The 13,052-nt window shown below is 71.1% G+C and carries 11 protein-coding genes; 2 read left to right on the top strand and 9 right to left on the bottom strand.

All coding sequences use genetic code 11. The features are described from left to right. Positions 1-11: 11 nt before the first annotated feature. The gene (locus tag BMY07_RS04850) at positions 12-1,460 is read left to right on the top strand and encodes an MFS transporter (RefSeq protein ID WP_218150596.1); all 1,449 of its coding nucleotides are present in this window, start codon (positions 12-14) and stop codon (positions 1,458-1,460) included. On the opposite strand, the gene BMY07_RS04845 is transcribed toward BMY07_RS04850, so the two are convergent. Then, positions 1,445-2,611, bottom strand: a complete 1,167-nt coding sequence (locus BMY07_RS04845) for a S8 family peptidase (protein ID WP_092775214.1) — start codon at positions 2,609-2,611, stop codon at positions 1,445-1,447. The two genes, BMY07_RS04850 and BMY07_RS04845, sit on opposite strands and share 16 nt — an antisense overlap. A gap of 390 nt (positions 2,612-3,001) precedes the next feature. Here BMY07_RS04845 and BMY07_RS04840 point away from each other — a divergent pair, with 390 nt between their 5' ends. Continuing rightward, positions 3,002-3,226, top strand: coding sequence for a hypothetical protein (locus tag BMY07_RS04840; RefSeq protein WP_092775213.1), 225 nt, complete (start codon positions 3,002-3,004; stop codon positions 3,224-3,226). A gap of 622 nt (positions 3,227-3,848) precedes the next feature. Here the strand turns inward: BMY07_RS04840 and BMY07_RS04835 are convergent. The 8 genes from BMY07_RS04835 to BMY07_RS04800 all read right to left on the bottom strand — a co-directional run bounded on the left by BMY07_RS04835 (position 3,849) and on the right by BMY07_RS04800 (position 13,039). Then, on the bottom strand, positions 3,849-4,232 hold the full coding sequence (locus BMY07_RS04835; protein ID WP_092775212.1) for a DUF7674 family protein: 384 nt from the start codon (positions 4,230-4,232) through the stop codon (positions 3,849-3,851). Continuing rightward, positions 4,232-4,888 carry a hypothetical protein gene (locus BMY07_RS34795; protein WP_143073356.1) on the bottom strand — a complete coding sequence of 219 codons (657 nt, stop codon included), beginning with the start codon at positions 4,886-4,888 and terminating at the stop codon, positions 4,232-4,234. The genes BMY07_RS04835 and BMY07_RS34795 overlap by 1 nt, the downstream gene beginning before the upstream one ends. Further along, positions 4,885-7,143, bottom strand: a complete 2,259-nt coding sequence (locus tag BMY07_RS04825) for an ATP-binding protein (protein ID WP_092775210.1) — start codon at positions 7,141-7,143, stop codon at positions 4,885-4,887. The genes BMY07_RS34795 and BMY07_RS04825 overlap by 4 nt, the downstream gene beginning before the upstream one ends. Next, entirely contained in the window at positions 7,140-7,682 is a 543-nt protein-coding gene (locus BMY07_RS04820; RefSeq protein WP_143073355.1) for a hypothetical protein, read from the bottom strand. Before BMY07_RS04820 ends, BMY07_RS04825 begins: the two co-directional genes overlap by 4 nt. After that, positions 7,679-9,652: a hypothetical protein gene (locus tag BMY07_RS04815; protein WP_092775208.1), complete on the bottom strand. Its 1,974-nt coding sequence runs from the start codon at positions 9,650-9,652 to the stop codon at positions 7,679-7,681. The genes BMY07_RS04820 and BMY07_RS04815 overlap by 4 nt, the downstream gene beginning before the upstream one ends. A gap of 455 nt (positions 9,653-10,107) precedes the next feature. Then, positions 10,108-10,830: a glycosyltransferase family 2 protein gene (locus BMY07_RS04810; protein WP_092775207.1), complete on the bottom strand. Its 723-nt coding sequence runs from the start codon at positions 10,828-10,830 to the stop codon at positions 10,108-10,110. Beyond that, complete coding sequence (locus tag BMY07_RS04805; RefSeq protein ID WP_245782209.1) at positions 10,827-12,107, bottom strand: bifunctional PIG-L family deacetylase/class I SAM-dependent methyltransferase; 1,281 nt, start codon at positions 12,105-12,107, stop codon at positions 10,827-10,829. The genes BMY07_RS04810 and BMY07_RS04805 overlap by 4 nt, the downstream gene beginning before the upstream one ends. Next, positions 12,104-13,039: an acyl-CoA dehydrogenase family protein gene (locus BMY07_RS04800; protein ID WP_425426229.1), complete on the bottom strand. Its 936-nt coding sequence runs from the start codon at positions 13,037-13,039 to the stop codon at positions 12,104-12,106. The genes BMY07_RS04805 and BMY07_RS04800 overlap by 4 nt, the downstream gene beginning before the upstream one ends. Between the last annotated feature and the right edge of the window lie 13 nt (positions 13,040-13,052).

Genomic DNA, 13,052 nt, shown 5'->3' with positions numbered 1-13,052 from the left:
GCATGGGGTACGTGCGCACAGCGGATGATCGGGCGTCCTGGCGGGTGTTGGTGGTGTGCCTGGCGGCGGGGGTGACCACGTTGCTGGACCAGTCGGTGTTGACTATCGCGTTGCCGTCGTTGCGGGAGTCGTTGCACGCTGGGGCGACGGACGTGCAGTGGATCGTGTCCGGGTACTCGCTGGCGTTCGGGTTGGCGCTGGTGCCGGGTGGGAGTCTGGGGGACGCGCGGGGGCGCAAGGGGCTGTTCCTGGTCGGGTTGGTGACGTTCGTGGTGTTCGCGGTCGTGGCCGCGACTGGGGCGAACGCGGGGGTGGTGATCGTTGCGCGGCTGGTTCAGGGTGCGGGCGCGGGGCTGGTGAACTCGCAGGTCATCGGGACCATCCAGGACGTCTTCCACGGGGTCGGCCGTACCCGCGCGCTCGGGATGTACGCGGTCGTCGCCGGGGTGTCGAGTGCGCTGGGGCCCGCGTTGGGCGGGGTGCTGGTGTCGCTGGCCGGACCGGGCGCCGGGTGGCGGTGGTGCCTGCTGCTCAGCGTGCCGTGCGGCGTGGTGACGCTGGTGTTGGCGGCTCGACGGCTGCCCCAGCCGCGGCGGGTCAGTGAGGGGCGGCTCGACGGGTGGGGGCTGCTGTGTGTGGCAGTGCTGACCGTGTCGTCGATGATGCCGTTCATCACCGGGACGCACGTCGGCTGGTGGGTTGCCGGGGTGGTCGGGTCGGTGGTGGCGCTGGTGGTCCTGCACCGCAGGCGGGTACGGACCGGGAAGGTGCCGCTGGTGCACCCCGCGTTGACCCGCTCCGCGCCGTTCGTGCTGGGCACCGTGGTCGCGATGGCCCAGTTCGGGTCCGCGATGGCGGCGAGCCTGGTGCTGGTGCTGTTCCTCCAGAGTGGACTGGGGATGTCCGCGCTGACCGCGGCGGCGGTGACGTTGCCCTCCGCTGTGGCCATGGTGGCGTCCTCCGCGATCGCGTGGCGGGTGGTGCGGCGGATCGGTTCGCACGCCGTCACCTTGGGGACCGGACTGGGGATCGTGATGCTGCTGGCCGGTGCCCTGGTGGTGGCTGTGGTACCCGTGCCGGTGTTACCGGTCGCGCTGGCGGTCGTGCAGCTGGCTTGGGGAGCGGCCAACGGGCTTTCTTTGTCGCCCAACCAAGCCCGGGTGTTGCAGCACGCGCCAGCCGAGGCCGCGGGTGTCGCGGGCGCGATCCTCCAGATGTCCCAACGCGTCGCGGCGGCGGTCTGCCTCAGCGCCATCTCCGGGGTGTACCTGCGGGCTGAGACGCCAGAGGCGGCGTTCATCCACGCGTCATTGGTGTGCGCGGGACTCCTGGTCGGCGCGTTGGTCGCGTGTGTCGTCCTGGCCAGGATCGACGCCAGGTCCACATCGGACGGAGCACCGCGCCCGCCCCGGCTCGTGGCCGGAACGGGCGCGACCGGGAGAGGTCAGGCTCCGGTGTAGACGAGGTTGTTGGGGCTCTTCGGGTCGGTGATCTTGTTCTTGGTGGCGGCCGCGACCAGGGCGTCGCGGACCTGGGCCGGGGTGGCGGTGCGGGTGGTCAGGTACAGCGCCGCCGCGCCCGCGACGTGCGGGGTGGCCTGCGAGGTGCCGCTCACGGTGTTGGTCGCGCTGTCCGAGGTGCGCCACGCCGACGGGATGTCCACACCCGGGCCGAAGATGTCGACACCGTTGCCGTAGTTGGAGAACGAGGCCCGGCGGTCGGTGTTGTCGGACGCGGCCACGGTGATGGCCTCGGGGACGCGAGCGGGGGAGGCCGTGGAGGCGTCCGCGTTGGAGTTGCCCGCCGCGACCACGAAGGTGACGCCCGCGCGGATCGCCTTCTGCACCGCGGTGTCCACAGTGGTGTTGGTGCCACCGCCGAGGCTCAGGTTCGCCACGGCCTTCTTGCCCGCCGCGTCCTTGGCGACCCAGTCGATGCCAGCCACGACACCGGCGATGCTGCCGCTGCCGTTGTTGCCGAGCACGCGGACCGCGACGATGCTGACCTGCTTGGCGACACCGTAGGTGCGGCCGCCGACGATGCCCGCGACGTGCGTGCCGTGGCCGTGTCCGTCCTGCGCGACGGTGTCGTTGTCCACCGCGTCGAAGCCGTTGCGCGCGCGGCCGCCGAACTCGGAGTGGCTGATCCGCACCCCGGTGTCCACCACGTACGCGGTGACGCCGCTGCCGCCGTTGTCCGGGTAGGTGTAGGACTTGCTCAGCGGCAGGTTCCGCTGGTCGACCCGGTCGAGCCCCCACGGCGGGTTGGACTGGGTGCCCTGGATGGACACGACCTCGTCCTGCGCGACGTAGGCCACCGCCGGGTCGGCCGCGATCCGCCGCGCCGCCCGCTCCGACAACGTGGCGGAATAGCCGGACAGCACCGTGGAATAGGTGTGGCTGACCGTCCCGCCGTAGCGCTTGGCGTGCTCCGCCGCCGCCGCGTGCACGGTCCCGTCCTTGAACACCACCACGTACGACCCGCTCACGGCGGTCCCCGACGCGGCCCTGACCTGGCCCTCGGCCGCCGCGGCAGGCGAGGCGAGTGCACCGGCGGTCGCCGCGGCGGCCACCGCGGCAATGGCGAGTTTCACGCGGAAATGAGCAGACATTGAGGCGCCCTCCGGTTCCGGCCCCCCGAGTGGGGCCACCGGGAAAAGCCTGACAGGACTTTCCCCGCGTTTTCCCGGTCGGCTTTCCCATTTCCCACTGTGTAACAGTTTCCGGGGTGCGTGGTCTGCGGCTATGACGCGACCATTGCCGGAAAATCACCACCGCGGCCGCCGTTCGCCGTTTCACGGCATGAGATCACCCGTTCGGAGTCTCCACAAGCGACCCACCACCCCGGGCGGTCCGGCCGGTGTTCGACTCGTGTTCGCCCAGTGGAATAGTGCTGTTCGGGCGCTGGTGGGGACACCGAACGTGGTGGGGGCCGGGCCCGCCGTACCGCCCGATAGGGTGACGGGGTCATGTTCGACGCTCGGTGTGGAGGGGTTTCCGCGATGGCTGTCTCGGTGGATCTGGACAAGCAGCTCGACAAGGCGTACGAGGGCCTGGGTGTGTCCGAGGTGCTCGACGCGCCGGTGGCCGCGCTGGCCGGGGTGAGCGAGGGCGACGCCGAGAAGTTGGCGGCGGCTTTCGGCATCAAGACGGTCCGCGACCTCGGGAGCAACAAGTTCTTCGCGCTCGCCGCGGCGCTGGTGGCGCTGGAGCAGGCCGCCAAGTAGGTCCGCCGGTGATGACGGGGGTGCGGTTCGCGCGCCCCCGTTCTCGCTGTCGCGACCACGACGCCGCGGCAACCGCCTGCGCGGTTGCGGCGCGAATGGTCGACGACGTGGTCACGCCGTCGTCGAGTGCCGCGTCCGTCGGGTAATTGCCTTGCACCGGCCCGTTCGACCCTGGCACGCTATCGGCATGTCAACGCGTAAAGGCTGTGCGGCCCTCGCTAGCTGAGCCTCCCCGGCGCGGCATCGCCCGCGCGAGGCTTCCCCCGCTCTCCACTGCCCGGACGGCATCGGTCCGGAGTGGACAACGCGCCCCAGCCCCCGGCGCAGCCGTGCGTTCACCCTTGCCTGGCATCCACATCGGACTCCGCTCGGCTCCTGTCGCACACCACCGAGATCCGAGCCCTCCGCGGCGATAACGCACGCCTGAAACCCCACCTCGGCCACATCGCCGAGTCCTGCACCGCGCCGATCGACCGGTGGTCGACGCGTGGCCACCCCATGCCCTGCCACACCACCACAACACACAGAAAAGGTGAATCCGTTGAACTACAAGCCCTTGCCCGTCATCGTGCGCGACGTCGACCAGGACCGCGAGTGGTGAGCCCCTGCGCGACCCACCCGATCACCCGGACCCCACGTCGGCAGCCCGCATCCACTCCGGCGTGGGGACCCCGGTGAACTCGTTCCACCAGAGGCAGTACTTGCGCGACTCGGGTCCCACGTACGGCCAGATCGACCTGAGGTCGAACCCGGTGTCCCAGGCGTTCAACACCGCTTCGAGGAAGCCCGTCGCCGCCGCGCTCCGCTCCTCCTCGTCCCCGTCCTTGAGCGTCTGCTCGACGAGGCGGAAGGCCTTGCGCACCGCCGAGTCGTCGAGCCGGTCGAAGACCTTGATGAAGTGCCTACCCGCCTCACCCGCCTGCGATACCGGCAGTTCCTCGGTCAGGTAACTGGGTGTGTACTCGGTGTCCTCGCTGATCTCTCGCAACCATGCGTGCTCGATCATCACACGTCCCTCAGGGCGTTCTTCATGTCCAGAACAACGTTCACGGCGGCCGCCCTATCGCTGGCCGAGGCGGTGGGGTTGTTCCGCAACCACTTCTCGATGCTGCGGATCTCGTTCTGCGCTTTGATGGAGTGGAGTTTCTCGCCTACTTTCTCTCCCGTCTGTCGTTCGTGGCGAACAGCCGCCGCGCTGCTGCCGCTGCCGATACGCGCTCCGTGACGGTACAGCCCGCTCACTGTCTCGGCCAGGTTCGGATCCTGCACGAGCGGTGGTGACATTTCCCTGCGCTTGTCCGCCTTGTAGGCCTCGAAACGGGCGCTGCTCTGCGGATATCCTCGGGAGCCTGGCGGACTGTCTGCCCCGGTGTCACCCGATAGGCGGACAACCACATCGGGTATGCCGTGCTTGGTTTTGCCCTGGGGGCTACTCCGTTCGCCCGCGGCCGGGGCGGGTCGGAGCGGGTGCTCGGCGGACGCCTTCTCCGGCTTCGCCGGGGTACCAGGGGAATCCGTCCGGTTCTGAGCGACCTCTGGCGCCTTCGCCGTTCTGCCATTCTTCGATTCGCTGTTGCCCGTCGTTGTCCGTGCCGCGGAATCGGTGGATCGAGCAGGTTCGCCCGGAGCCGTCCCCGCCTGGCGCGACGTGATCTCGCTCATGGGTGCTCACCCCCGGCGTACAACAACTCCGCGGGATTCCATGCCAGGTTGAGGAAATCCGCGGCCTTCACCACCCGGTCGGCCGGATCGCCGGTCGGGCTGATCCTGGTGGCCGCCCGCTCGAAGTAGGCGGGCTCGACCCGTCCACGGTGGACGATCGGCGTGTCCAGCAGGAGCTCCGGCATCGCCAGCAGCGCGTCCAACTGCTCCCGGCACGGCGCGTCCGGCAGCCGGAGACCCCGCAGGCGCCACTGCCGGGTGTCCGGGTGCGGATCGGGGGAGTCCTCAGTCTCGGCTAGCGCGACCAGTACATCCGACCACCGGTGTTGCCCGGCTTGCCACCGCGGATCGAGTCCACTGTCGACTGTTCTACCAGCGAGGACCCCGTCGCACACCGACCGGAGGTGGCGGGCGAGGCCCTCCGGTTGGTAGTGCTCGACCAGTGCCGGGTATCTCGTGTGGACAGCGTCCTGGATGACGCCGCTGATAGCGCAGTCGAGGACGGGCCGGTCGGTGCCCGCCTTCAACCGGGAGATCCACTCGCGCTCGGGCCGGGGCCTGGCGACCCCGGTCACCAGGGCGATGGTGGTCAGCTCGATCCACAGCACCAGTCGGGGAGTGCTCTCGGCGAGCCGCTCGGCCTCGCGGATGCGTCTGCGGGTGCAGGGTTCGGCGGCGCACCGCGCTGGGCAGGCCGGGCTGCGGGGAGCGCTGATGGCGGGGGTGCGGTCGACGTGGTCGGCGGACTCGCGGGCGTTGCCGAGCGGGACCCGGGTGAGGATCGGGTGGTCCATGCCGCCCGCGAAGAGGGCCGCCTGGCCGGGTGGCAGGGCGACGACGTAGCGGGACTGCTCGTCGGTGAGGTTCATGGTGGCGCCGACCAGGGCGCGGTCGTCGGCGGCAGGCAGCCGGTGCACGATCTTGAGGGCAGAGTTCTTGACCACGTCCGGGGTGACCTTGCTCGGGATCTGCTCGGCGACGATGATCCCCTCGCCGTAGGCGCGGACCTCGGCCAACAGCGTCGCGAACAGCTCGACCGCGTGCGCGGCGGGGCTGCCCGGCTCGACCTTCTTGAGCAGCCGGTGCGCCTCCTCGATCACGGTGACGTGCCGCAGGTGCTCGCCGGACGGGGCGGCCGCGTGGCGCTGCCGCAGGTGTTCGTTGATCCGGATCAGGACCGCGCCGATGAGGAACGCCTGGTCCTGGTCGCTGCCGACGTCCTCCAGTTCCAGCACGGTGTTGCGACCGAGCAGCCCACCGACGTCGAGGGCGTGGCCGCCGTGGAAGAACCGGCCCGGCGTGCCGAGGGTGAGGCTGCCCAGCCGCACATCGATGAACCCGCGCACGTTGTCGGTGATCTCCCGGCCGTACCCGATGTCCTCCACCACGTCCAGCGCGATGTCCCGCGGCTCGCCGAGGGTTGGGTAGCGCGGCGTGACGCCCGCGGTGCGCGGCTCGCCGAGCGCGAGGTCCCAGCCCAGGTCGCGGTAGGCGCGGTCGAGCGCGTGGCTGAGCACCTGGGGGAACGGCTCGAAGGCGTCGAACGCGGCGAGGAACAGGGCCCGGACCAGGTCGATGTGGGTCTGCAGCGGGAAACCCGGCTCGGGTTCGAGCGGGTTGAGGCAGCCGGGGACGGCCAGCGGGTCGCCGGGGCGGATCGCCAGCACCGGCGGGTCGAGGTCGCGCAGCCGTCCGGCCATGCCCGCGTACTCGGCCTTCGCCGGTTCGATCACCAGCCAGGGGACCGGTCGCGGTGCCCGCGCCAGTTGCTCGAGGATCGCCCGGACGGTCTGGGACTTGCCGGAACCGGTGGCACCGCTGACGAAGGTGTGCCGGTTGAGGGTGTCGAACCCGACCCGCAAGGCCCCGGCGGGTAGGCCGTCGTGGTCGAGCACCTGTCCGACGAGGACGGTCTCGGCGTCGGCGACGTGCTCCGGCGTGACGTCGAAAGTGGACCGTTCGACGAGCCGGATTCCCGGGATCTCCGCGGTGGGGACCTGCGCCAGGCTGGTCACCAGGCGCGGGTCGGCCAGGAACGGCTCGTGCTGGGTCGCGGCGTCGAGCCCGTGCACCGGTTTGGTGGGGATGAGCGCGTACGGGGTGCCCCGGAAGTCCTGCCCCGCCACGAGCAACCCCGCCACGGCGGTGGCGGACGACTCGTCGGCACCGCCTGCGAGCAGCCTGACTCGCCACAGGCCGGTGGAATTGCCCGCGCTGACCTCCCGGTAGCGGCGCGCGAGCCGCTCGGCGTTCACCAGGTCTTCGGGGTTGGAGGCGTAATCGCGGCCGTACTCTCCTGATCGGCCAGCCAGGCGGCCTCACGGTCCATGTCCTCCCCGGACACGGCCTCGGCGAGCAACAACCACGCGAACGGCCCGTGCCACGCGGCCAGCAGGCTCCGTTCCAGCCCGGGCGGCGGTTCCGCGCTGTGATCGGGGTGCAGCGCGGGCACCAGGGCGTCCACGACACCTGCCACGGGCACCCACCAGGGCATCGACTCCAGGTCGGCACGCAGGCCGTCCGCGTCGATCGGGCTGCCCCGCGTGCCGGGCGGGAACACCAGCGCCGACGGGTGGTCGTCCGACGCGGCGGTGGTGGACACGGCCACGGTCACCCGCGCACCCGCCCGCTGCCGATACCACCCGACCAGCAGCGGCTCCCCACTGACCAACCGCTGGTGGTACGCCGCCACCACCGCCGGATACCGCGGGTGCGCCACCGGTTTCCTGCCCGACGCCCGGTACACCTCCTCGACCCGGCACAACGTCCCCACCGGCCCCGACCACCCCGTCATGGGCGTTGCCAAGGGGACTTCCCGGTGGCCAGGAGGGCGATCTCCGGGTTCAGCTCGACCGGGCGTACCTGCCGTGGGGTGCCGTCGGTGGAGGGGTCGATGACGAGCATGGCGTAGTCCGGGAGGTTCTTGATGACCTCGGGGTCGACGCGGTGTTCGTGGACTCGTTGGCGGGTCTCGCCGTCGGACCAGCTCTCGGTGGTGGCGTCGGAGACGGTGGTGCCCCAGGTCCTGGTGCGGCTCCAGGACTGGGTGTCGGCCTCGCTCCAGCCCTTCGAGCGGGAGAGGTTCGTGGTCTTGGGGACCCGGGACTTCGCGGAGTCGCCGCGGTTGGCGCTGCGGCTCTTGGAGCGGTTGGTGCTCTCGTTGTGCGACTCGCCGTAGTTGTTGGCGTTGCTGACGCTGTTGGCGACCGAGTGGGTCTCCTGGCCACCGAGCGTGGTGCTCAGCTGGGAGACCGTGAACGTGTACTCGCGGCCGATGAAGTCCGCCGCCCTGGTGGCCTGCTGCGGGTCGTTGAGCCGCATGAAGGTGACAACGCCGCGACCGATCATCCTGGCCGTCACGTCCTCGAACCGGCGGAACAGCGCGACCAGCCGCACCCCGCGCCGCTCGCACAGCTCCGTCAGCCGGTCCAGGTGCCGCACGGCCAGCCGGTCGGCGGCGGTGAGCACCAGCGTGGGCACCGCGCCGGGGTGGTCGATCACCTGGCGCGCGGCCCAGCCGACCAGCAGGTCACCGAGGACGTCGGCCTGCGCGCTGGTCCACTCGCTCGACATCGACAGCACCCGCAACCGGCCGACCAGCGCGGACACCTCGCCGGTGCCCATCGCCGCGAGCGGACCGGTCATCGCCTCCAGGTCCCGCAGGTTCGGCAGGACCTGGCGGCGGTACTCGTCGGAGAAGGCCCGGCGCAGCGCCGAGCGCTCGTCGAGGGAGAGCAGCGACTCGTCGGTGTCGCGGACCCGCGCCCGCATCGCCACCCGCAGCGCCGCCGCGATCCGGCCCATCGACAGCCCGCCCGCCGCGAGCACGTCGAGCACCAGGGTCATGATCCGCTCGTCCACGCCGCGCACGCCCGGGTCCAGCCGCGCCTGACCATCGTGCCTGGCCTCGACCAGCAGCCTGGACACCTGCTCGCCGCTCATCCCGGCCAGCAGGTCGACCTCCGGCAACTCGGTCGGCAGCAACCGGAACGCCACCGGGTAACCGGTTTGCCGGGCGCCGCGCACCAGCTCGCCGACCACGATGTCGCCGGTGAGGTCCAGCACGGTCACCGACCCGCCGTCGGCCAGGATCGACGCGCCCGCCACGGTCAGCAGCGCCTCGGAGCCGTAGGCGTTGTCCCCGATGACACTCACCCGCGTCACCGACGGGGACAGCGGCGCGGCGGTCCAGTCGGAGATCGTCGCCAGCCGCTCGCGTTCGCCGTCGTCGAACCGGTCGCGCCTCGCCATCCACTCGACCACGCGCTGCTCGTGCCGCTGGTGCGACAACGACCACGAGTCGCACACCACGTTCTTCAGCCCGCGCACCACGCGCGACCACGTCCACCACGCCACCGCGGCGGCGGGAACCGCCACGGCCGCCGCCCACACCGTCGTCGTACCCAATGACAGCGCCGCAGCCCCGTGGAACCAGGAGTACACACCGGACACCAGCCACGACAGGAACCCGCCTGCCAGAACGAGAACCAGCACACCGACCGCCACCGGACGGGCGTCCCCGCTCCGCCTCTCCGCGTCCACCTCCACCCGCCGCAAGTGGCGCTCCAGGGCGTTGTCCCGCGCCTGGGCCCTTGCTCCGCCGAGGAACCCGCACGCGGCGGGTAACAACACCGAGGGCACCAGGCTGCCCGGCGTGCGCACCGCCTCGCCGCGCCAGACCGGTTGCGGCTCGGTGAACACCTGCTTGTGCGCTGTGCGGTCACTGAAGCGCCACCCCAACCGCTCCGGCCCGCGGAACAACACCGGTCACGCCCCCGCGTCGTCCGACGACACCAATCCCCACCCCGCTCCCGATTCCACGGCCCGGCGTCCCCGACGCCGTGGCCGCGCCCTCCCCGAAGGCGGCTGTCACGCTTCTGACCTGTTCCGCGCCAACGCTTCCGCGTGACAGGCCGATCTGAGATCAACGCTGACCGGGCGCGATTCGAGGGGAGAGGACTCTTCGGTGATCATGTACCGGCGAACTTCACTCGATCGGCGGGCACGAGTCGACTGCGGGTGACATCCGAGGCGATCTCGCGGCGGTGTAGTTCACCAGTGCGAGGAAGTTCGTCGCGAGTTTCGGACGAAGGCGTTGCGGTTTCACGATTGTCGCGATCCGGTGAACCGCCGTTCACGTCCTGCGCTGACCACAGCGGTACCGCTCGCGCGTCCAGACTCCGCCGAGGCCATGCGGAACATTCCGCATGGCGCGGTAATCAGCGGGCTTCCGCGCGGCCGTCCAGGGAGGCGAGGAGATCGGCCAGCCCGCCCCGGGCTCGACCGCGGGTGCGGGCGCTGGTGGTGACCGCGTTGTCCTCGGCGTAGGTGTGGCGGTAGCCCGCTCGGGTGAGGCGGTTCCAGAGGCCGTGGTCCTCGCCGGTGTTCAGCGGGGGAAAGCCGCCGATCGCGTGGTAGGTGTCGGCGCGGATGGCCAGGTTGGCGCCATAGACGTTCCCATGTCCTTCTGGGACTCGGGCCAGATCCAGGACTCGGGCGTAGCGCCGGGCGGCCGCTGTGGTCGGGGCAGCCGGGTGGTCCAGTCGGGTGGTGCCCGCGATGGCGTGCGTTCCCTTGGCGGCCAGCCGTAGGAGGCTGGTCAGCCAAGTGATGGGCACGGTGGTGTCGGCATCTGTTGACAGGAGCCAGGTTCGCGCTGGGTCGTTGTTGCCGAGCAGGGCTTGGGCGTGGCGCAGGCCCAGGTCTCGGATCGTGCCCAGGGGATGGTCGACGCTGTTGTGGACGACCAGGGCGGGCAGTCCGTCCAGTTCGGACTCGGCGATGCGGGCCGTGTCGTCGCTGCACCGGTCGGCGACCAGGCACAGGGCCCAGGCGGTCGTCGGGGGTAGGGCGCGCGCGGCGGCGACGATGGCGCGGAGGCAGGCCCGGATGCGGTCGCGCTCGTCGCGGGCTGGGACGGCGATGGCGACGGCTGTGATCATCGGCGGCGCAGGACGTGCACGGCGAACTCCTGGTCGAGGTGTTCGACGAGCGGGTCGAGGTCGGGGTGGGCGAGCAGGTGGCGGTGCGCTGCCATGCCGTCGCGTGGTGCTTCGGCGGCCCAGGGCAACCAGTGCGCCGCGAGCAGGTGGCCACCTGACCGCAGTGCCGCGATCGACCGGTCCACTGTGGATCTCAGGTCCGCGTCGCTGAGGTAGTAGAGGATCTCGCTGAACACGATCAGGTCTGTGGGCCCGGTAGGCAGGTCGGCGGGCAGTGATCCGATGTGGACATTGACGTTCGATAGGTGCGCTGTGTGGGTGGTAGCTTGCGCGACCGCAGTCGGAACAGGGTCGAAGGCGGTCAGTTTGTCGCATCGAGAGGCCAGCTCGGCCGTGAGCCGGCCGATGCCACAGGCGGGTTCGACGACGGTTCCGTACCTCTGATTGGGCAGGCAGGCCAGTGTGATCGCGCGTTTGCGGTGTTCGTACCAACTGTTGTGCACTGACCACGGATCGTCCTGCGCCGCGTAGAGCTCGGCGAACCTGCTCGTCGGCGCACTGTCGCGCGGCGGCTCTCGGAACACGACCTCGACGTCCCGGTCGAAGTGGCGCAGCATGGCGGCATCGAGGATGGGCGCGCCTTCTGGGCCTGGCGCCAGTTGCGAGGTGAAGGCCTCGATACCCGCGGCCTTGCGCGCCCGCTGCTCCTCGCTGAGGCCCAGGATGAACGCCCGCGACTGCGGGATACCGGGATCGTCCGGACGCAGCCAGTGCCACATCCAGATCGGGTACGACCAGCGATGCGAGGTGACCGGTGCGACCCGCGCCGCCACCGTCCCCGCCGCCTGGTGGTCCGGGTGCGGATCGCCCGACCACGGCGCCAGGACCAGGTCGGCGTCGACCAGCAACGGCCGCAGCGCGTCGGCGAGTTCGTCGGAGTGCTCGGCCAACCCCGAATCGGGCAGCCCCAGCCACCGAACGTCCACTGCGGACAGACCCTGCGCGCGCAACGACCCAACCAGCTCCCGACGTCTCGTCCTGCCCAGCTCGACCCGGTCCGCGGCGGACAGCGTCGGGAACGCGGCCTCGCCATCGGTGGCGACCACCAACCGCACCTCGGTCCCGCGCTCGTGCAAGGACTGGATCAGCCCGCTCGCCCCCAGCGTCTCGTCATCCGGATGCGCGGCCACCACCACGGCCCGGCCAGGTCGGTCGTCCGGGAACGCCCGCAACCCGGCCAGCCAGGGCACCCACTCGGCTTCCTCGGTGGTGGTCACCGGGCCTCCAGGACCGCGCGACCGAGCGCGGCCAGGTCGCGCTCGGCGTGGTGTTGGCGGACGTAGAGCTGGAGGTCCACCAGGCGCTGGGCGAAGACCCGGTCCCGGCTCAGCGGCGTCGGTCCGACCACACGCGGCACACGGTCCAGGGTCTCCCACGCGGCCCGCTCGGCCACCGTGCGACAGGTCGCCAACTGGACGGGACGCACGTCGCCGTCGTCGATCGAGTGGGCAACGCGTTCCAGGTAACCGGCAGCGCCCTCCACGGCCGCGTGCAGTGCCCCCACGTGCGCCAGTTGGTGTTCGTCCGGTTCCCGTTCGGCCAACAGGTCGAGCACGTCGTCGAGGACACCGGCCGCGCCGCCCAGCCACACGGCCGCGACCCCGCCGCCGCCCACCAAGAACCCCGCGCGCGAGGCGTACCACCCGGGCGACCCGACCACCGTGCCCGCAACCCCCTCGAACCGCACGTCGGCACTGGCGGAGGCGTCCATCCCGATCGCCTGCCAGCTCGCCCGGTCCGGCACCACCGCGGGGTCCGCGAGGTCGACCTCCACCAGCGAGTCCCCAGCGACCACCAACGCCCGGTCGATGCCGCCCGCACCCGAGCAGTACCGCATCGTCCCGCTGACCCGACCGTCCACCAAACGGACGCTCGCCCCACCCGACCGCGACGCCCACACCCCGTACAACGCACCCGGCGCGACGCCCCGCCCGGCCTCGGCGAGGATCGCGACCGCGTCCACGTGCCCCTCGGCCACCCGCGCCAGCGCCAGGTCCGTCCGGCCCAACGCCGCCAAGGCCGCCCACCGCCCCACGGTGTCGACCGGCATGTCCAACTCGCCGGAACCAAGCCGCTCCCGTACGGCCGCCACAACACTGTCCGCCGTCCGCGGCCCCTTGAGGCGCTCAGGCCGTTCCCTGCTCAACACCGTGCCTCCCCAG

The organism is Actinokineospora terrae (assembly GCF_900111175.1).
GTDB classification, from domain to species: domain Bacteria; phylum Actinomycetota; class Actinomycetes; order Mycobacteriales; family Pseudonocardiaceae; genus Actinokineospora; species Actinokineospora terrae.
The sequence above is the reverse complement of the archived record's forward strand: the minus strand, read 5'-3'. Positions and strand labels throughout refer to the sequence as shown.